The organism is Neisseria subflava, assembly GCF_003044645.1.
Classification (GTDB): domain Bacteria; phylum Pseudomonadota; class Gammaproteobacteria; order Burkholderiales; family Neisseriaceae; genus Neisseria; species Neisseria subflava_B.
In genome coordinates, this window is sequence record NZ_POXL01000002.1 from 206,892 (window position 1) to 227,049 (window position 20,158).

The following is a 20,158-nucleotide window of genomic DNA, read 5'->3' on the forward strand; positions in this document are numbered from 1 at the left end:
ACAAAACACCCGACTCATCCGACACACCCGTCCCTTTTGGGAGCTCGGCGGCAGGCTCGGCTTTAATTTATTTATGCATACGCATAGGGACAATCATCCTTTATGGTTCGATTTTCAGAGCCATTGACAGTCTCCCCCTCATTCTGTTTCAAACAATCTGTATGTTTGGCTGTCTGGTTTTGTATTTCAAAATGTTACGTACCGCATCCAACCCGAAATACCGTCAGATGATTTATTGGGTACTGGGCATTCTTTTGGGTTTGATCTTAAGCCTCCTATCCGAAAAATTGTTTTATTTAATGGCTTTATTCATTTTCTCATTCTTCGGAAGCACAATAAGCTGAATGCCTACCCCTTCTTTTTTCAGACGGCCTTTTATTATAAGAACACACCAGCATTGCGGCTGTTTTGAGTACCTTCACAATATGCTATAATCCGCCGTTAAACTTTTATCTTTTCAGGAAAAACCATGAGCTTGAAATGCGGTATCGTCGGTTTGCCCAACGTCGGCAAATCCACCCTCTTTAACGCGCTGACCCAATCGGGTATCGAAGCGGCAAACTATCCTTTCTGTACCATCGAACCCAACGTCGGCATCGTTGAAGTCCCCGATCCGCGTATGGCCGAATTGGCAAAAATCGTCAATCCGCAAAAAATGCAGCCTGCCATCGTCGAATTTGTCGATATCGCCGGTTTGGTTGCAGGCGCGAGCAAAGGCGAAGGCTTAGGCAACCAGTTCCTCGCCAACATCCGCGAGACTGACGCGATTGTTAACGTTGTACGATGTTTTGACGACGACAACATCGTCCACGTTGCAGGCAAAGTCGATCCGATTGCCGACATCGAAACCATCGGCACCGAGTTGGCACTGGCTGACTTGGCCAGCGTCGAAAAAGCCATTGTCCGCGAAGAAAAACGCGCCCGCTCAGGCGACAAAGACGCGCAAAAACTGGTCGATCTGTGTAAAAAACTGCTGCCGCATTTGGACGAAGGCAAGCCTGTACGCTCCTTCGGTTTGGACTCAGAAGAACTCGCCATGCTCAAGCCGCTGTTCTTGCTGACTGCCAAACCCGCCATGTACGTCGGCAACGTTTCCGAAGACGGTTTTGAAAACAATCCGCACCTCGACCGCCTGAAAGAATTGGCTGCAAAAGAAAACGCGCCGGTTGTGGCAGTATGCGCTGCGATGGAAAGCGAAATCGCCGAATTGGAAGACGACGAAAAAGCCGAATTCCTCGCTGAAATGGGCTTGGAAGAACCGGGCCTGAACCGCCTGATTCGTGCCGGCTACGACCTCTTGGGCCTGCAAACCTACTTCACCGCCGGTGTCAAAGAAGTCCGCGCTTGGACCATCCACAAAGGCGACACTGCGCCACAAGCCGCCGGCGTGATTCACACCGACTTTGAACGCGGCTTCATCCGTGCCCAAGTTATCTCCTACGAAGACTTCATCGCTTTAGGCGGCGAAGCAAAAGCCAAAGAAGCCGGCAAAATGCGTGTGGAAGGCAAAGAATACGTTGTACAAGACGGCGATGTGATGCACTTCCTCTTTAACGTATAAACCCAGCGTAACGCTTTTTTCAGACGGCCTTTTCTAAGACTAAGGCCGTCTGAATTTATTTTCAGACGGTCTCATGTCTTGAAATATAGTGGATTAAATTTAAACCAGTACAGCGTTGCCTCGCCTTGCCGTACTATCTGTACTGTCTGCGGCTTCGTCGCCTTGTCCTGATTTAAATTTAATCCACTATATCAACAAAACAAGACATTATCTCCATAATAAATGCGGGCATGTCCCGTAATTTTTCTTTCTTAAAATCTCTCGCTCCTTACCGACGCCTTACCTAAAAATAGAGCAAGGTTACATCATCAATAACAATACCACTGATATGACAATAAATAATTAAACAATACCGCATCGTATTGATTCATTATAAAAACAACATATTAAATATTATGTTGAAACTATCAACTGTATTCCTACTCTAATCTAATCCTATTCAAACGCATATCATCAGCAATCATTCTAAGAAGGCAAACAAACTGCCCAGTACTGACAAACGATGGCTGACCTCCGAAATGCTGCCATTCTCGGCAGGAATCACTTTTCAGACGACGCCATTAAAATAAACTAATTAAAATCAAAATATTATGAGCAAAGTTTTATCTTACCGCCCAGATATTGATACATTGCGTGCCGTTGCTGTTCTATCCGTTGTCGTTTTCCATATTGAAAAAAACTGGCTGCCTGGCGGCTTTCTTGGTGTTGATATCTTTTTTGTCATTTCCGGCTTTCTGATCACGATGATTATCCATCGTGAAATGAGTAGCGGGATTTTCTCGTTCAAAAAATTTTACATCCGCCGTATCAAGCGGATACTGCCCGCATTTTTTACCGTATTGACGGTAACGCTGATATGCGGCTTTCTTTTATTCACCAAAGATGATTTCTTTCTTTTATGGAGGACAGCCCTGTCCACCTTGGGGTTCATCTCCAATATCTTTTTTGCAAAGGGTCAGGGCTATTTCGATCCCATACAAGAAGAAAAACCTTTGCTTCACATTTGGTCTTTATCGGTCGAAGAGCAATATTATTTCGTCTTCCCGATATTGCTGTTACTGGTTGTCCGCAAAAGCTGGCGCACCCAGTTTGCCTTCCTCATCACGCTATGCGTATTCAGCATTTTGGCTTCTTTTATGCCGACTGCACTGGATAAATATTATCTTCCCCATCTGCGTGCCTGCGAAATGCTGATCGGCTCGTTGACGGCAGTATGGATGCAATACCGGCAACAGCAAGCGCTGGATACCGGCAAACAATATGCGGCGGCAGGTGCATTACTTTCCATATGCGTACTGTTTGCCTGCCTGTTTACCTATACGGAAAAAACTGCCTATTTCCCGGGGCCTGCCGCCATGATTCCTTGTTTGGCCGCCGCCGCATTCATTTACTTCAATCAATTTGAACATCAGCTGAAAAAATTTTTCCAATGGAAGATTACTGTCGGCATAGGCTTGATTTCCTATTCACTGTATCTTTGGCATTGGCCTGTATTGGCTTTTATGAGATACATCGGTTCAAGCAATCTGCCTTCGTATTCGACTGCGGCTGCGATTGTCTTAATGTTCGCACTCTCTCTGCTTTCTTATTATTTTGTCGAGAAGCCGTTTAAAAACTGGAAAGGCTCTTTTGCCCAATCTGTGGCATGGGTTTATGCCGTCCCCATGCTTGTTTTGGCCATTACGCCTTTTCTTGCCATGAAGCTCCCGTTTATGGAGCAATACGACCGTATGGGATTGGCGCGTTCCTACACTTCTTGTCACAACAATACCGACAAACAGTGCATTTGGGGCGATACCGACAAACAGCCGGAATTACTGATTCTAGGCGATTCGCATGCCGACCAATATAAAACGTTTTTTGATACCGTCGGCAAAAAAGAAAACTGGTCGGCAGCGATGGTTTCTGCGGACAGTTGTGCCTATGTAGAAGATTATGCCGCGCCCGTATTCAAGCGAAATGCTTCCTGCCGTGCTATTTATGAGTACGCCAAAGAGCATCTGCCCCAATACTCAAAAGTACTTTTGGCCATGCGCTGGGGCAGCCAAATGCCTGAAAACAGCCATTCCCTTGCTTACGATGCCGATTTTTTCAAAAAATTCGACCTCATGTTGCAAAAACTTTCTTCGGAAAAACAAGCGATTTACCTGATGATAGACAACCCTAATCTGTCATACAACGGCTTGCGTGCCTATATTCTGTCTTACCGCATACCGGGATTTAGTCAAAATCTTGCCATTGATGAAACAGTCACTTCAAAAGGAAATGAACGCATCAAAGAATTGGCAGAAAAATATGCCAATGTACACATTATCGATGCCACTGCCTATATTCCGGAGAACTTCAAAATCAACGGATTGCCGGTTTATTCCGATAGAGACCACATCAACCCTTACGGCGGCAGAGAACTGGCCAAGCGTTTTTCTGAAAAACATACGCTTCTTCAGTAAGCCATAGCCATTCATCCGATGAAATTTGTTACAATTGGCAGTTTGTAAAACTGCTAATTTTTTTGGAAGATATCAATGAGCGTCATCAAAGACCTACAATCGCGTGGCTTAATCGCCCAAACTACCGACATCGAAGCCTTAGACGCTTTGCTAAACGAACAAAAAATTTCCCTCTATTGCGGTTTTGACCCGACAGCAGACAGCCTGCACATCGGCCATTTGCTGCCTGTATTGGCATTGCGCCGTTTCCAACAAGCCGGCCATACGCCGATTGCTTTGGTGGGCGGTGCGACCGGCATGATTGGGGACCCAAGCTTTAAAGCCACCGAACGCAGCTTGAATTCTGCCGAAACCGTTGCCGGCTGGGTAGAAAGCATCCGCAACCAATTGACCCCTTTCTTGAGCTTTGAAGGCGACAACGCAGCTATTATGGCCAACAATGCCGACTGGTTCGGAAGCATGAACTGCCTCGACTTCCTGCGCGACATCGGCAAGCATTTCTCCGTCAACTCCATGCTGAACAAAGAATCCGTCAAACAACGTATCGAGCGCGACGATGTGGGCATTTCCTTTACCGAATTCGCCTACTCCCTGCTGCAAGGCTACGACTTTGCCGAATTGAACAAACGCCATGGCGCAGTTTTGGAAATCGGCGGTTCCGACCAATGGGGCAACATCACTGCCGGTATCGACTTGACCCGCCGTCTGCACCAAAAACAAGTATTCGGCCTGACCCTGCCTTTGGTAACCAAATCCGACGGCACCAAATTCGGTAAAACCGAAGGCGGCGCGGTATGGTTGAACGCAAAGAAAACCTCTCCGTATCAGTTCTACCAATTCTGGCTGAAAGTGGCCGATGCCGATGTGTATAACTTCCTGAAATACTTTACCTTCCTGTCCATCGAAGAAATCGATGCCATCGAAGCGAAAGACAAAGCCAGCGGCACCAAGCCAGAAGCGCAACGCATTCTCGCCGAAGAAATGACCCGTCTGATTCACGGCGAAGAAGCCCTTGCAGCCGCCCAACGCATTTCTGAAAGCCTGTTTGCCGAAGACCAAAGCCATCTCACCGAAAACGACTTCGAGCAGCTGGCACTCGACGGCCTGCCGGCTTTTGAAGTTTCCGAGAGCCTCAACGTGGTGGAGACTTTGGTGAAAACCGGTTTGGCGTCTTCCAACAAAGAAGCACGCGGTTTTGTCAACAGCAAAGCAGTTTTGCTTAACGGCAAACCTGCCGAAGCCAACAATCCGAACCATACCGCTGAAAAGCCTGACGATGCCTACATGCTGACCGACGAGCACAAACGTTTCGGCAAATACACCATCGTCCGCCGCGGCAAACGCAACCACGCTTTGTTGGTTTGGAAATAATCTTTAAACATTAAACGCATCGTTTAAAACAATCATGCCGTCTGAAATCAGCCACGCTTTTTTTCAGACGGCATTTTCTATTGATGGTATTCAATTTCCCAAAAAGAAAGGACAGGTTTTACACCTGCCCTTCTACAAGGTATCCAATTTCTTTAAGAACCTTTTATCTTGTAATTACTGCAAACGCTCATTTTCTTGACGGACGGCATTCACCACATCCGCGCCAAACAAAGCGTTGACATCGGTTTCATCAAACACATACTTGCTATGGCAGAAATCGCAATCGATTTGAATGCTGCCTTGTTCTGCCACCACACCGCCGACTTCCTGACCGCCAAGCATCAACAGCATATCGCTGACTTTGCCGCGGGAGCAGGTGCAGGCAAATTCAATAGCCTCCGGTTCAAAAACGCGGGGCGGGGTTTCATGATAAAGACGGTAAAGGGCGTGATGAGCGTCCAAACCGGTCAATTCTTGCGGAGTAAGCGTTTGCGCAAGTGTAGTCACATGCTCCCACGCGGCATCATCCAATTCTTCTTCCGGCAGACGTTGTAGCAATAATGCGCCTGCGGCTTGGTCGTCGGCGGCAAGCGTAATATAGGTATCGAGCTGCTCGGAACGTTTCATATAGTTGACCAGCATTTGCGCAATGCTGTCGCCTTCCAGCGGTACAACACCTTGCCACGGGTCGGCATCTTTGGGCTGATGGGTCAAAACGAACACGCTGTTTTCTCCCAACAGCGCAGTCAGGCTTTCGTCATCACGGATTTCAGCAGTTTCGTCCCAACGCGCGGTAGCGCGGACAGTATTTTCAGAAGTCGCTTCCACCACCAACATTTTCAGACGGCCCTGACCTTGAACCTGAACAATCAGCGCGCCTTCATTTTTAAGGTTGGCAGACAATAAAGCACCGGCGGCCAACAATTCGCCCAATGCGCGACGGATGGCGGCAGGATAATGTTTTTGGTTGACGATGTGGTGCCAAACCTTTTCGAGGCGGATGTGCATGCCGCGGATAGGCATATCATCGAAGATAAAGCGTGTACGGATATCGCTGTGATTTTGTGTCATGTCAATCTCTGAAAATAAATCAATGAATGCCGCTTATATGGTTGCAGCGGCGGATAAATCAAGCGAAACCGCATTTAATGTTTTTCTAGTTTGTTTGGAAACAAGGGTTTAACGCAAAATAACAGCAGTTTTTTTGCCAAAAAGACGGTTTTTGAATACAATCAAGCAGATAACAAGAGAATGATACGGGATAACATCTCAGAAACCGGCAATGTGCCTGCAATCGGCAGGGAATGCCTTCTGAAACGGAAGTTTTTACAATGAATTTTTTACTCCGGCTCGCAGCAGTTTGGACTTCGGTCGCCATGCTCGCGAGCGTCAATTTTTCTTACGCCGATGATTTGGAAAACCTGATTACCACCCGTCAGCATGTTTTAAACCAATTCAACGACAACGCCAACGTTTACGGCAATACGCGTCAGGCAACCCCTGTCCACCCCGTCAATACACGTCCAGCCCCAAGCAACAATACGCGCGCACCTTCAGGTAATTCAGACGAATTGATCGGCAGCGCCATGGGCTTGCTCGGCGTGGCCTACCGCTACGGCGGCACATCGGCTTCTACCGGCTTTGACTGCAGCGGCTTCATGCAACACATCTTTAAACGCGCCATGGGCGTAAACCTGCCGCGCACCTCTGCCGAACAAGCACAAATGGGCGTTGCCGTGAGTCGTTCCGAATTGCAGCCGGGCGACATGGTCTTTTTCCGCACCATGGGTCGCGGCCGTATTTCCCACGTCGGCCTTTACATCGGCAACAACAATTTCATTCACGCGCCGAGAACGGGCAAACGTATCGAAATTACCAGCCTCGGCCACAAATATTGGAACGGAAAATACGCCTTTGCCCGCCGCGTGAAGAAAAACGACCCATCCCGTTTCTTGAATTGAGGTGCACGATGGCGATGCCGCAAATGCCCAAATGGTATGACGACGACGGTCAGATTGTTTCCTGCACCGAAAAAGTCAAAGTCATGACCGAAAACTTGAACGAACTCTACCAAATGGCTCAGGACGCATTTGAAGACGCGCTGCTGATGGGTTGCTCCGAAAAACAGTTGCGCGAATACTTCCGCGACTTAATGGCCGGGCTGGAAAACCCTTATCAAAAAAACGGTTAGTTATTCGATCCATACAAAAAAAGGCAGTCTGAAAGTTTTTCAGACGGCCTTTTTTATCGGGCAGATCCCCTACCCTATTGCTAACATTCCACCACGCGCACGGATACAGGTATGGCTTTTTTCTGCAAAGTAATGGCCAAGCCTGCGAGTGAGGTTTCTTTGTAGGTTGCCTTCATATCACGGCCGGTTTGCAACATGGTTTGAATCACTTCATCAAGCGAGACTTTTTTGTCTGTGCCGTCTTCCAAAAGCGCGAGGGTGGCGAGCTTGAGGGCTTTTTCGGCGGCGATGCCGTTGCGCTCGATGCAGGGGATTTGCACCAAGCCGCCGACAGGGTCACAGGTCAGGCCCAAGTGGTGTTCCATGGCCATTTCGGCGGCGTTTTCCACTTGTTTCGGTGTACCGCCGATAACTTCGGCGTATGCACCCGCCGCCATGGAACATGCTACGCCGACCTCTCCTTGGCAGCCGACGTCCGCGCCGGAAATCGATGCGTTGGTTTTGTACAAAATACCGATGGCGCCGGCAGTCAGCAGGAAGTCCTCAACACGCGATTGGTTGGCGTGCGGATTAAATTTGCGGAAATAGTGCAAGACGGCAGGAATAATGCCTGCCGCGCCGTTGGTTGGTGCGGTTACGACGCGGCCGCCGGCGGCATTTTCTTCATTGACCGCCATGGCGTACACCATCGGCCAAAGTTGGGTATTGACGATTTCGCTCTCGCGCAGGACTTTGAGTTTGGCTGCCAACTGCGGTGCGCGGCGGCGGACGTTCAAGCCGCCCGGCAATTGCCCTTCCGCACCCAAGCCTCGCTTGATGCAGTTTTCCATCACATCGGCCACGGCAGCCACACGGCGGCGCACTTCCGCCTCATCGCAACCTGCCAACGCCGCTTCATTGGCCAACACAACTTCGGAAATATTCAACTGGTTTTGACGGCATTGTGCCAGCAGCTCGTTACAGTTGTTGTAAGGATATGGCACGTCCGAATTTTCCTGCGCTTCTTGTGCAAACCCTTCATCTGTTACGATAAAACCGCCGCCAACCGAATAATAAATCTGCTCTTTCAGCTTCAGTCCGTCTGAATTGTAGGCGATAAAGTTCAAACCGTTCGGATGTTTGGGCAACACTTTGTCGCCGCGGATATCCAAATCTTTTTCAGGATTGAAGGTCATTTCGCGGCCGTTGAGTTTTAAAACGTGCTGCGTGCGGATGCGTTCCAAGCGTTGGGGGATGTCTGCAAGCGGAATATCGTGCGGCAGGCTGCCTTCCAAACCGAGCAATAATGCGTCGAATGTGCCGTGTCCGATTCCGGTCAAAGCAAGCGAGCCATACACTTCAATAACAATGCGCGCCACTTGTGTGTCCAAGTTCTCGGCATTCAGCAAATCGGCAAAAGCGGCCGCGGCCTTCATCGGGCCGACGGTGTGCGAGCTGGACGGGCCGATGCCGATTTTGAAAATATCAAAGATGCTGATCATAATTTTCCTATTATTGTGTGTGCAGGCTGTGTTTTTCAGACGGCGTTAAGGCCTAAAGAGGAATCTTGTGCGGCGCTTGCCAATGCAAGTACCAGATGTCCGACAGTCATCAAAGGATCGCCTGCTTCCGGCGAGGTGTATTTCAGCATCAGCGGTTTTTTACGCAAGGGTTCGTAACGACTGACTCTACAATGCATGTCTTCCAAACTTGTGGAACCGGCGCGGTATCTGTATGCCAACAGCCGTAAATCGTTCAAATCCATCTTCATGCCATTGTCCAACAATTCGCGCAACTGGTTTTCCCAGGCAATATCGTTGCTTCCGTCTTTAATGGCAATCAAGATGGACTTTTCGAGGATTTTTTTGATGTGCTGGTTCAAGGAGCGGATTGGGAAATGCCCCAGCCACAACAAATCGGTCTCTGCAAATTGTGCGGAAAACTGCTCGATAAACCAGGAATGTAAACCTCGATAATCCGGCGAATGAAACAGGGTTGATTTAACCTTGTTGCCATCTTTATCCAACATGTAATGGCAGCCGATAATCACGCTGCAAGATTCGGCAGCCCATCTGGGGATAATGACTTTGGGGGTAAAGAGCGTTTCGAGGCGTTGCTCGGTAAATTGTGTGGTGAAATCGGGGTTGTATTGCAACGATGTCGGCAAATAGCCGCGCCAAAGGTACATGCCGATCCTGTTTTCGCCGATGACATCCAAGAGTTGTTCCAGCATGGTACGGCTAGGACATGAAATAAATTCGTCCGCATCCAGCGGAAAAACGAAATCTATCGCTTCATCTTTTGCTACAAGCTGCTTCATCAACTGGTTGACCAATTGCTCATGATTGAATTTGAGCGCTTGATATTGATAGATAAATATCGGCAAACCTTCTTCTTTCAATTGAATCAGGATTTCCCTTGTGCCATCGCTGCTGCCATGATCGATAATGTGCATTTCATCCATCAGCTCGAGATTATGACGGACAAACGATTCGATCACGTCGTTTTCGTTGCGCACCATACTGATGCTGATTAGTTTTTTTCCCATAAATTATGCAATGTATTGAAATGTTTTAATATTTTTCAGACGACCTCTATCCAACCGGCAATGCGTTTTTCAACGGCTTCGGCATTCAATCCCAAATCGGCTAAGAGTTTTTTCGGGTCGCCGTGTTCGGTAACTTTGTCTTCTACACCCAGCAGCAATACCGGTTTGCAGATGCCGTGTTTCGCCAACACTTCCAACACCGAGCTGCCTGCGCCGCCTTGTTCTGCATTCTCTTCAGCGGTAACGATGTAGTCATGGCTTCGGGCAAGACGGACGATCAGCTCTTCATCTATCGGTTTGACAAAGCGCATATCGGCAACGGTCGCGTTCAGATTCTCAGCCGCGGTCAATGATGGGGCAACCATGCTGCCAAAGGCGATAACGGCAATTTTCTCGCCTTTGCGACGGATGATGCCTTTGCCGATTTCAACGGTTTCCAGGCCGTCTGAAATGGTTGCACCCGTGCCTGTACCGCGCGGATAACGGACGGCGGACGGAGAGTCTGCCTGATAGCAGGTTGAGAGCAGCAGGCGGCATTCGTTTTCGTCGCTGGGTGCGGCAATAATCATGTTCGGCACGCAACGCAAAAAGCTCAAGTCATATAAACCGGCATGGGTCGGGCCGTCTGCACCGACAATACCGGCGCGGTCGATAGCGAACAAAACAGGCAGGTTTTGCAAGGCAACGTCGTGTACCAACTGGTCGTAAGCGCGTTGCAGGAAAGTGGAGTAAATCGCCACGATAGGCTTAATGCCTTCGCATGCCAAACCGCCTGCAAAGGTAACGGCATGTTGCTCGGCGATTCCAACGTCGAAATAGCGGTCGGGGAATTGCTGTTCAAACTCAACCAAGCCGCTGCCCTCGCGCATGGCAGGTGTGATGGCAACCAAACGCTCGTCAGCCGCTGCTTGGTCACACAGCCATTGGCCGAACACTTGCGTATAAGTCGGTTTGGCCGCGGCAGGTTTGACTTCCGGTGCAGGCACTTCGCTCGGCAGCTTGGCAACAGCGTGATATTTGACAGGATCGTTTTCGGCGAATTTGTAGCCGTTGCCTTTTTTGGTGATGACGTGCAACAACTGAGGGCCTTTTCGGCCACGCAAGTCTTTTAATACGTCCACCAGATTTTCAACGTTGTGGCCATCCACCGGGCCGGTGTAACGGAAACCGAAGTTTTCAAACAAAGACAGCGACTGTTTGGCATGTTCCGCTTCGCCTGCCAAGGTTTTGATTTTGTTTTCGACTTTTTGGGCAAGCTCCATCGCTCCGGGCAATTTATCTAATACTTTGCTCGATTGGGCTTTGATGGTGCTCAATAGGCCGTGCATATCGCGCACGACGTTGCTGGCAAGATATTTCGGCAGCGCGCCGACATTGGGGGAAATCGACATTTCGTTGTCGTTGAGGATAACCAGCAAATCGACATCCATATCGCCTGCGCAGTTCAGGGCTTCAAACGCCTGACCCGCCGTCATGGCGCCGTCGCCGATGATGGCGACGCTGCGGCGGTTATTGCCCAACTGTTTGTCCGCAACGGCCATGCCCAAGGCCGCGCCGATGGATGTGGAAGAATGCCCTACGCCGAACGCGTCGTATTCCGACTCGCTGCGTTTCGGAAAACCCGCCAAACCGCCATATTGGCGCATGGTGTGCATTTGATTTTTACGGCCGGTGAGGATTTTGTGCGGATAGCTTTGATGGCCGACATCCCAGACCAAATGGTCTTCGGGCGTGTCGTACACATAATGCAGTGCCACCGTCAGCTCGACCGCGCCCAAGTTACTGGCGAAATGGCCGCCCGTCTTACCGACGGAATCCAACAGAAATTCGCGCAATTCGGCGGCGACTTGCGGCAGCTGTTTTTTCTCCAGACGGCGCAAATCCTGAGGCGTATCGATAATATCGAGCAAAGGGCTTGGGTTCATGATTTTTGGCGGTGATTTTTTGTGTAACGGACGATTATATCAAGAGATTGCACAACTTGTTACAAATGCTTTCAGACGGCCCGAACCTTTATCCTTTATAATACTGCCAACTGAAAACACAAGGCCGTCTGAAATGACCCAAAACGCAAACAATCTCTGCTGGCTCGATATGGAAATGACCGGCCTCAACCCGGAACACGACCGCATTATCGAAGTCGCCATGATCATTACCGATTCCGATTTGAACGTACTGGCACAATCGGACGTTTACGTCATCCATCAAAGCGACGAGTTGCTCGACGGCATGGACGAGTGGAACACCGCCACCCACGGCCGCACCGGCCTGACCCAACGCGTGCGCGAATCCAAACTGACCGAAGCCGAAGTCGAGCAAAACCTGTTGGACTTCATGTCCGCATGGATACCCGAGAAATCGACGCCCATGTGCGGCAACTCCATCCATCAAGACCGCCGCTTCATGGTCAAATACATGCCGCGTTTGGAAACTTATTTCCACTACCGCAACCTAGACGTATCCACGCTGAAAGAATTGGCCAAACGCTGGAATCCGGCCGTTGCCAAAAGCGTGGTCAAACGCGGTTCGCACAAGGCATTGGACGATATCCTCGAAAGCATCGAAGAAATGCGCCATTATCGCGAGCATTTCCTCAAACTCCCTTCCGAACAATAATCCCAAGGTCGTCTGAAACAGGTTTTACACCGTTCAGACGGCCTCATCGGCTTCCCTCATCTCATGAAAATCACCAAAATCTTTACCTTCGATTCCTCTCACATGCTCGACGGGCATGACGGCAAGTGCCAAAACCTGCACGGCCACACCTACAAACTCGAAATCACCGTCTCCGCACCCGTTATCCAAGGCGGCGCAAAAGACGGCATGGTGATGGACTTTACCGACCTGAAAGCCATCGTCAAACAACACATTACCGACCCGTTCGACCATGCCTTCATCTATCACGGCAACAACGAACGTGAAAGCCAAATCGCCGCACTTTTGGAAGGCTGGAACATGAAAACCCTGCGCCTGCCGTGCCGCACCACCGCCGAAAACATGAGCGTAGAAATGTACGGCCGTCTGAAAAACGCCGGTGTCAAAGTGTGCAGCGTGAAATTATGGGAAACGCCGACTTCGTGTGCGGAATATGAAGGGGAATAAACCGGCATTTTGTATTTTTCAGACGGCCTGCTCCCCAAACACACCCATCCGCTAAACATCAAAAGGAATCTTCATGAAAATCATCTCCACCCTCCTCGTCCTCTTCGTCGCTGTCGAACATTTCTACATCGCCTGGCTCGAAATGACGCAAATCCCAAGCGAAAAAGCGTCAGAGCTGTTCAACATGCCTTACGAATTCATGGAACAAAAACGCGTACAAACCCTGTTTTCCAACCAAGGCCTGTACAACGGCTTCCTCGCCATCGGCTTGGTATGGGCGCGCTTTGCCGCACCCGACAACGCGGTTTACGGCGCGACCATCCTGTTCCTCGGCTTCGTCCTCATCGCCGCCGCATGGGGCGCGTTTTCATCCGGCAACAAAAGCATTTTGCTCAAACAAGGCTTGCCGGCATTTTTAGCCGCCGCAGCCGTCATTGCCGCTTAAGTACACACCAGCCATTCTTTCCCATTGAACTGACAGAAAGAATGGCTGCCTCACATCACTTCTTCAAACGCTTCACGACAACAATTCAATCCCACACACCTAATATTCATGACCATTCACATCACGCCGAACAATCCCCAATACCGCATTGTCGAAATCTTTGAAAGCCTGCAAGGCGAAGGCTGGAACACAGGCATGCCCGCCGTTTTCATCCGCCTGGGCAAATGCAATCTCGCATGCAGCTGGTGCGATACCGACTACCTCAAATTCGGCATGATGAGCCTGTCCGATATTTTAGGCCGTCTGAAAACTTACACGGCGCGCAACATCATCATTACCGGCGGCGAACCCACCATCCAACCGCATTTAGACGCTCTGCTTAATGCACTCAAAGCCGAAGGCTATTTTCTGTGTATCGAAACCAACGGCCTCAACCCCGCTCCGCCGCAAATCGACTACGTTGCCACCAGCCCCAAAGCCTGTTACGCCGCCAAATATGAAAAAAGCTGCATCGAAAAAGCAGACGAAGTGCGCATTGTCGCCGACGGCGAAGTCATTGCGTTTTGTCAGGAAATGGAACGCAAAATCCGCGCCCGACATTACTATCTCTCGCCTTGCGAACAAGACGGCGCGATGAATATCTACGACACCATCCGCCAAATCGGCGTGTTAAACAGCCGAGCCGACGCCCCCGTCCATTGGCAACTGAGCGTACAGACGCATAAGTGGGCAGGAATAGAATAATTCGTTTGAAATCAATCAAAAATTAAACCTTTACAAAATATTGAATGTAAATACCATTCGATATTCGACCAAATGCACTACTGGCAAAGCGCTCAGGCCGTCTGAAACCCTATTTCAGACGGCCTTTTTTGTTATAAAACTCTTGACCGATTACATAAGATTACGTAAAGTGTGCAACAGTTTTCATAAATTGGTAAAACCAATTTACCTGATAACTGACCGCATCTAAGGATGCAAATATCTATTCGAAAAACATTTATTGCTCAACACATCGTATCAAACCGCCATTGCATTGACGGTTATGGTGCTTGTTGCCCCGAGGATATTCCTATGGCTCTCTTTCTCAGCATTTTCCCCATCATCCTGCTGATTTGGCTGATGGTTAAGAAAAACAGTATGCCGTCTTACATTGCGTTGCCGATTACCGCCGCGCTGATTTACGTCATCAAACTGTTTTATTTCGGCGACAACGCCATGTTGCTCAACGCAACGGCAGCGTCAGGCCTCGTTTCTACCCTGACCCCGATTACCGTGATTTTCGGTGCCATTATGTTCAACCGCATGATGGAAACCACCGGCTGTATCGACGTCATCCGCAAATGGCTGGCCACCATCAGCCCGAACCCGATTGCCCAATTGATGATCATCGGCTGGTCTTTCGCCTTTATGATTGAAGGCGCGTCCGGTTTCGGTACGCCTGCCGCCATTGCCGCGCCGATTCTGATGAGCTTGGGCTTTAATCCGCTGAAAGTAGCCATCTTTACTTTGGTGATGAACTCCGTACCCGTTTCCTTCGGCGCGGTAGGCACACCGACTTGGTTCGGCTTCGCACCTTTGGGCCTGGATCAAAAAAGCATTATGGAAATCGGTATGCAAACCGGCGTAATGCACTTCTTCGCAGGTTTCATCATCCCTGTTATCGGCTTGAGCTTCATCGTACCTTGGGCTGAAATCCGCAAAAACTTGGGCTTCATCGGTATCGCCGTATTCTCCTGTACCCTTCCTTACGTTGCATTGGCAATGGTCAATGAAGAATTCCCATCTCTGGTTGCTGGCGCAATCGGCCTGATGGTGTCCGTATTCGCGGCAAACCGCGGCTGGGGCTTGAGCAAAGATTACGCCAAAGACCCGAACGCAGAAAAAGTACCTTTCGCACAAGTTGCCAAAGCACTGGCTCCTTTGGGTATGCTGATCGGTATGCTGGTGGTTACCCGCATCAAACAGCTGGGCATCAAAGGTTTGCTGACCAGCAAAGAAGAATGGTTCAGCTTCCAACTGCCGTTTGATTTATCCAAAATCACCGTCAGCGACTCCCTGACCATCACCTTCGGCAACATCTTCGGTCAAGGCGTAAACGCTTCCTATCAAACCCTCTACGTTCCGGCTTGGATTCCGTTTGTCTTCACCGTTTGGATTTGCATCCTGCTGTACAAAACCAAATTCAAAGATGCCTGGTCTTTCTACGCTGCAACCTTCAACCAAACCAAAAAACCTCTGCTTGCCCTGATGGGTGCGTTGATTATGGTTCAACTGATGATGGTTGGCGGCGATGACTCCATGGTGAAAATCATCGGTAAAGAGTTTGCCTCGATGGCAGGCGAACACTGGGTTTACTTCTCCCCATACCTTGGCGCAATCGGTGCATTCTTCTCAGGCTCCAACACTGTATCCAACCTGACCTTCGGTCCGATTCAACAACAAATCGCGCTTGATACCGGCCTGTCCGTTACCCTCATCCTCGCCCTGCAATCCGTCGGCGGCGCAATGGGCAACATGGTCTGCATCAACAACATCATCGCCGTGTGCAGCGTGTTGAACGTAAACAACGCCGAAGGCGCGATCATCAAGAAAACTGTCATCCCGATGAGCATCTATGGCGTCATCGCCGTGACTATCGCTTCAATTTTCTTCTTGTAAACCGCTTCATATCAAAGGCCGTCTGAATATTCAGACGGCCTTTTTTGTATTCTTTCGCTATATTTCTTAAAGAATCATTAATGTATATATTCCGCAACAACCTGCATAACCACTTTGCAACACCAAATTACAAACAACTTTCTATTAATAAACAATCGGGTAATCATAAGTAAACACTGTTTTGCAATTTACCTAATTGCCACTACCGACAAAACGCCTAAAATACGCTTCATCTGCAAACGGAAACCCTTTCTCATTTTGCAAGATAACACACAACCCTCATATGGAGCTTAGATCATGAAATTACTTTCTGTTATCACTGCAGCCGCATTGGCTACTGTTTCCTTCTCTGCTGCCGCTGCACCTGCCGGCTTCGTTTCTTACCGTTGTGACGGTGGCAAATCACTGAACGTGATGTACGGCTTTGACCGTAGCGGCCGTGCAGTTACTGCTGACGTAAACGCCGGTGGCAAAAAAGCCTCTTTGGTTGTCGACAAAAAACGTTCTGACAGCACTGGCACTACTTTCACCAACCGTAAAGGCTATGTAATGTCTGCCGGTTTCATCGACAAAAACACCCATACTACTTCTGAAGTGGTTGGCGTGAACGCCCCTAACGGCTCATTCCTGGTGAAAAACTGCGAACCACGTCCACGTTAATCCCAGTTTTCCTATTTAACCGAATCATCCCGGTTTAATCAAAAGGCCGTCTGAAAAACAATTTTCAGACGGCCTTTTGATTCGAGCCTATAAAAAAGAGCGTGTACCGTACACGCTCTTTTTGTTTGTTTTCCAAATCAAATACGCATCGGCATTACGATGTATTTGAAGTTCGGATTGTTCGGCATAGTAAACAGCGTTGAGCGGTTGGCATCGCCGAAGGCAAGCTGCATATCGTCAGAGTGGATGTTACGCAACACATCCATCAGATAGCCGATGTTGAAACCGACTTCGAGTTCTCCGCCTTGATAAGCGATTTCCAACTCTTCGCGCGCTTCTTCCTGCTCGTTGTTGCTACATACGACACTCAGCAAACCAGGCTGCAGGAACAGTCGTGCACCGCGGAATTTTTCATTGGCAAGAATGGCGGCACGTTCAAGCGCACCCAAAAGCTGGGTACGGGATACGAGGAAAATCTTGTCGTTATCCAAAGGAATCACGCGGTTAAAGTCAGGGAATTTGCCGTCGATGACTTTGCTGACAATGGTCGTGCCATTGCATTGGAAGCGTACTTGATTGTCCAAAAGCTCAACGGTGATGGACTCGGACGGATTGTTCAACAGCTTGAAGAGTTCCAATACCGTTTTGCGCGGCAGGATTACTTCCGTTTTCGGCAGTTCTGCTTCAATTTGGCTGGCCGCATAAGCAAGGCGGTGACCGTCGGTTGCAACAAGGCGCAGCTGGTTTCCTTCAACCTGCATCAGCAAGCCGTTGAGATAATAGCGGATATCTTGAACTGCCATGCTGTATTGCACTTGCGAAAGCATGGTTTTGAAGGTTTCTTGAGTCAGCGAGAAAGTCGCGCTGACGTCGCTGCCGACGTTCATCAACGGAAAGTCTTCAGCAGGCAGGGTTTGCAGGGCAAAACGGGATTTGCCCGCGCGCAAAGTCAGACGGTTGTCCGCCCAATCCAGTGACACCAGCGCACTGTCAGGCAGGGCGCGCAGAATGTCTTGGAATTTTTTAGCGTTGGTCGTAATGCGGAAATCGCCTGCCTGACTTTCAGGACCGGCGGTATTGATTTGGATTTCCAAGTCGGTTGCCAAAAGTTTGGTTTGTCCATCTTTGCTTTCCAGCAACACATTGGACAAAATCGGCAGAGTATGGCGACGTTCGACAATACCGGTAACGGCTTGCAACGGCTTGAGCAGACTGTCGCGATCGGCTTGTAAAATCAGCATGTTCCATTCCTTTGAATTTGAAATCGGTTGATTTGGGTATTTTAAAATATTTTTTGCATTCAGACGGCCTCATATTGACATCAGGCCGTCTGAAATTGCATTGGGTCAGTTCTGAATCAAAATCAGCAATTTTTCGTAGTCTTGCGCCAATTCGGAATCTTCTTCACGCAGTTTTGCCACCGCTTTGACACCGTGCATCACGGTCGTGTGGTCGCGACCGCCAAAGGCATCGCCGATAGAAGGCAGGCTGAGCGTAGTCAGCTCTTTGGTCAGGCTCATGGCGACTTGGCGCGGACGGGCGATGTTGCGCGTACGTTTTTTGCCTAATATATCGCTGATTTTAATACGGTAGTATTTGGCTGTCGCATCGATGATGATGTCGGCGGTAATGACTTTGTGTTTTTCGGCAATAATATCCTGTAAAGCCGTACGCGCCAAATCCATGTCGATGACAGGACGGTTCATAAAACGGCTGCTGGCGCTGACACGGTTGAACGCACCTTCCAGCTCACGAACATTGGAGCGGATCAGATTGGCAATAAACAGAGCAGCTTCGTCTTCGATACTGATACCGGCTGCTTCTGCCTTTTTCTGCAAAATCGCCACGCGCATTTCCAATTCGGGCGGTTCGAGTTCCAAAGTCAAACCCCATGAGAAACGGGATTTGAGACGGTCGTCCATACCCTCGATTTTGGCAGGCAATACGTCGCACGTCAGGATCAGTTGTTTTTTCTCATTGTGGAAATGGTTGTACAGATAGAAGAATTCTTCCATCGTACGGTCTTTACCTTTGATGAACTGAATATCGTCGATAATCAGCAGGTCATATTGTTTGTATTGCTGCTTGAACACATCATAAGTGTTGTTGCGCACAGCCTTCATAAAGCTGCGGATATAGTCGTCCGAGTGCATATAGCGTACTTTGGCATCAGGACGGTTTTTCAGCAATTCGTTGCCGATGGCTTGCACCAAGTGGGTTTTACCCAAACCGGTACTGCCGTATAAGAAAAACGGGTTGTAGCCCTGCCCCGGATTTTCAGCAATCGCTTGGGCGGCTGCGGCGGCAAGGCGGTTGCCCTTACCTTCCACCAAAGTTTCAAATGTATAGTCGCGCGACAGATTGGTCTGTTCGTAGCGCGCTTCTTCCGCATCGTGTTGCGCGTCGGTTTTGGCTTTGGCAACTGCTTTAGACTCAGCCGGAGCGGCAGTTTGCACTTGAGGCTCATGCGGCAGGTTTTTCATGCGTTGCGCCAAAATCTCGGCAGCCGTCATGGCAGCGGCAGGCTTGGAATCTGTTTTAGATGACCTATCTTCTTCCGCTGCCGCAGCAGTTTGCAAAGACATTTGAACAGGCTCTACAAATTCTTCAACTTCAATGACTTCTTGCACTTGTACCGGCGCAACAGCCTGAGCCGCCATTTCATAATGCGTACCTACGCCCGGCTTAAACGCAAAAGCAGCCTGCTGAGGCACCAATTCGGCACGCACGGCGTCAATTTTGGCGGCAAACTGGCTTTTGAGCATATTGCAGGCAAATTGGTTTTTACCATACACCACCCATACGCCGTTTTCTTCGCCCACGGTCAAAGGCGCAATCCATTGCGCAAACTGCCCGGCAGGCAACATTTCGTGAAGGCGGCAAAGGCACAGCGGCCAAAATTCAGCTAACGTCATGAGATTAAGCTCGGAAAATGGAAGATTTGGGAAATACAAGAAGGCAGAGCAAACAGGAAATTCGATAAAAATCAAATTTTTACGATACTCCCGCTGCTTTCAGACGGCCTTGCGCACAGAGAAAAGCAAGATTGGGCGATTATACCCATTCCGCTCTTTTTTATCCACAACCGCCGCAAAATTTTATCCACAAATTCTATTAATGCATAAAACCCGTTGTCACACTTTGGCCAACGAAAAGTTTTTATATTGATTGACAAAAGCGGCAAATTGGA

Annotated in this window: 17 protein-coding genes and 1 pseudogene; 11 read left to right on the forward strand and 7 right to left on the reverse strand. The window is 49.2% G+C overall.

The genetic code is table 11. The features are described 5' to 3' along the window. Positions 1-469 precede the first annotated feature (469 nt). Positions 470-1,561: a redox-regulated ATPase YchF gene (ychF, locus tag DBY97_RS02850; RefSeq protein ID WP_107857353.1), complete on the forward strand. Its 1,092-nt coding sequence runs from the start codon at positions 470-472 to the stop codon at positions 1,559-1,561. A gap of 83 nt (positions 1,562-1,644) precedes the next feature. Here ychF and DBY97_RS11365 read toward each other — a convergent pair. Next, a pseudogene (locus tag DBY97_RS11365) lies at positions 1,645-1,752 on the reverse strand (IS5/IS1182 family transposase); the annotation flags it as partial. A gap of 399 nt (positions 1,753-2,151) precedes the next feature. Between DBY97_RS11365 and DBY97_RS02855 the strand changes: the two are divergent. Together DBY97_RS02855 and tyrS are read left to right on the forward strand one after the other, a co-directional pair. After that, complete coding sequence (locus DBY97_RS02855; protein WP_107857354.1) at positions 2,152-4,011, forward strand: acyltransferase family protein; 1,860 nt, start codon at positions 2,152-2,154, stop codon at positions 4,009-4,011. A 75-nt stretch (positions 4,012-4,086) separates the two neighbouring features. Beyond that, entirely contained in the window at positions 4,087-5,382 is a 1,296-nt protein-coding gene (gene tyrS / locus DBY97_RS02860) for a tyrosine--tRNA ligase (protein WP_107857355.1), read from the forward strand. Between the two features lie 174 nt (positions 5,383-5,556). On the opposite strand, the gene hslO is transcribed toward tyrS, so the two are convergent. Further along, a complete protein-coding gene (hslO, locus tag DBY97_RS02865; protein WP_107857356.1) occupies positions 5,557-6,453 on the reverse strand; it encodes an Hsp33 family molecular chaperone HslO in 897 nt (298 codons plus the stop codon). Between the two features lie 260 nt (positions 6,454-6,713). Here hslO and DBY97_RS02870 point away from each other — a divergent pair, with 260 nt between their 5' ends. Next, positions 6,714-7,343 (forward strand): C40 family peptidase, encoded by a 630-nt coding sequence (locus DBY97_RS02870; protein WP_107857357.1) that lies wholly within the window; start codon positions 6,714-6,716, stop codon positions 7,341-7,343. A gap of 8 nt (positions 7,344-7,351) precedes the next feature. Next, positions 7,352-7,573 carry a hypothetical protein gene (locus tag DBY97_RS02875; protein ID WP_036492912.1) on the forward strand — a complete coding sequence of 74 codons (222 nt, stop codon included), beginning with the start codon at positions 7,352-7,354 and terminating at the stop codon, positions 7,571-7,573. A gap of 80 nt (positions 7,574-7,653) precedes the next feature. On the opposite strand, the gene DBY97_RS02880 is transcribed toward DBY97_RS02875, so the two are convergent. Genes DBY97_RS02880 through dxs form a run of 3 tightly spaced genes read right to left on the reverse strand, consistent with a single transcriptional unit; the run spans position 7,654 to position 12,025 of the window. Continuing rightward, entirely contained in the window at positions 7,654-9,054 is a 1,401-nt protein-coding gene (locus DBY97_RS02880) for an L-serine ammonia-lyase (RefSeq protein ID WP_107857358.1), read from the reverse strand. Between the two features lie 35 nt (positions 9,055-9,089). Next, positions 9,090-10,100: a glycosyltransferase family 2 protein gene (locus DBY97_RS02885; RefSeq protein WP_107857359.1), complete on the reverse strand. Its 1,011-nt coding sequence runs from the start codon at positions 10,098-10,100 to the stop codon at positions 9,090-9,092. A gap of 35 nt (positions 10,101-10,135) precedes the next feature. After that, a complete protein-coding gene (dxs, locus tag DBY97_RS02890) occupies positions 10,136-12,025 on the reverse strand; it encodes a 1-deoxy-D-xylulose-5-phosphate synthase (protein ID WP_107857360.1) in 1,890 nt (629 codons plus the stop codon). Between the two features lie 133 nt (positions 12,026-12,158). Between dxs and orn the strand changes: the two genes are divergently transcribed. The 6 genes from orn to DBY97_RS02920 all read left to right on the forward strand — a co-directional run bounded on the left by orn (position 12,159) and on the right by DBY97_RS02920 (position 16,968). Then, positions 12,159-12,716, forward strand: a complete 558-nt coding sequence (gene orn / locus DBY97_RS02895; RefSeq protein WP_070873651.1) for an oligoribonuclease — start codon at positions 12,159-12,161, stop codon at positions 12,714-12,716. A gap of 63 nt (positions 12,717-12,779) precedes the next feature. After that, a complete protein-coding gene (gene queD / locus DBY97_RS02900; protein WP_003748900.1) occupies positions 12,780-13,202 on the forward strand; it encodes a 6-carboxytetrahydropterin synthase QueD in 423 nt (140 codons plus the stop codon). A gap of 73 nt (positions 13,203-13,275) precedes the next feature. Further along, positions 13,276-13,647, forward strand: a complete 372-nt coding sequence (locus tag DBY97_RS02905; RefSeq protein ID WP_004520404.1) for a DUF1304 domain-containing protein — start codon at positions 13,276-13,278, stop codon at positions 13,645-13,647. A gap of 108 nt (positions 13,648-13,755) precedes the next feature. Continuing rightward, positions 13,756-14,391 carry a 7-carboxy-7-deazaguanine synthase QueE gene (locus DBY97_RS02910; protein ID WP_107857361.1) on the forward strand — a complete coding sequence of 212 codons (636 nt, stop codon included), beginning with the start codon at positions 13,756-13,758 and terminating at the stop codon, positions 14,389-14,391. A 330-nt stretch (positions 14,392-14,721) separates the two neighbouring features. Beyond that, positions 14,722-16,308: an L-lactate permease gene (locus DBY97_RS02915; RefSeq protein WP_107857362.1), complete on the forward strand. Its 1,587-nt coding sequence runs from the start codon at positions 14,722-14,724 to the stop codon at positions 16,306-16,308. A gap of 297 nt (positions 16,309-16,605) precedes the next feature. Continuing rightward, positions 16,606-16,968, forward strand: a complete 363-nt coding sequence (locus tag DBY97_RS02920; protein WP_004520408.1) for a DUF7606 domain-containing protein — start codon at positions 16,606-16,608, stop codon at positions 16,966-16,968. Between the two features lie 137 nt (positions 16,969-17,105). On the opposite strand, the gene dnaN is transcribed toward DBY97_RS02920, so the two are convergent. After that, positions 17,106-18,209: a DNA polymerase III subunit beta gene (gene dnaN / locus DBY97_RS02925; protein ID WP_003682174.1), complete on the reverse strand. Its 1,104-nt coding sequence runs from the start codon at positions 18,207-18,209 to the stop codon at positions 17,106-17,108. Between the two features lie 105 nt (positions 18,210-18,314). Then, the gene (dnaA, locus tag DBY97_RS02930) at positions 18,315-19,883 is read right to left on the reverse strand and encodes a chromosomal replication initiator protein DnaA (RefSeq protein ID WP_107857363.1); all 1,569 of its coding nucleotides are present in this window, start codon (positions 19,881-19,883) and stop codon (positions 18,315-18,317) included. Positions 19,884-20,158: the final 275 nt, after the last annotated feature.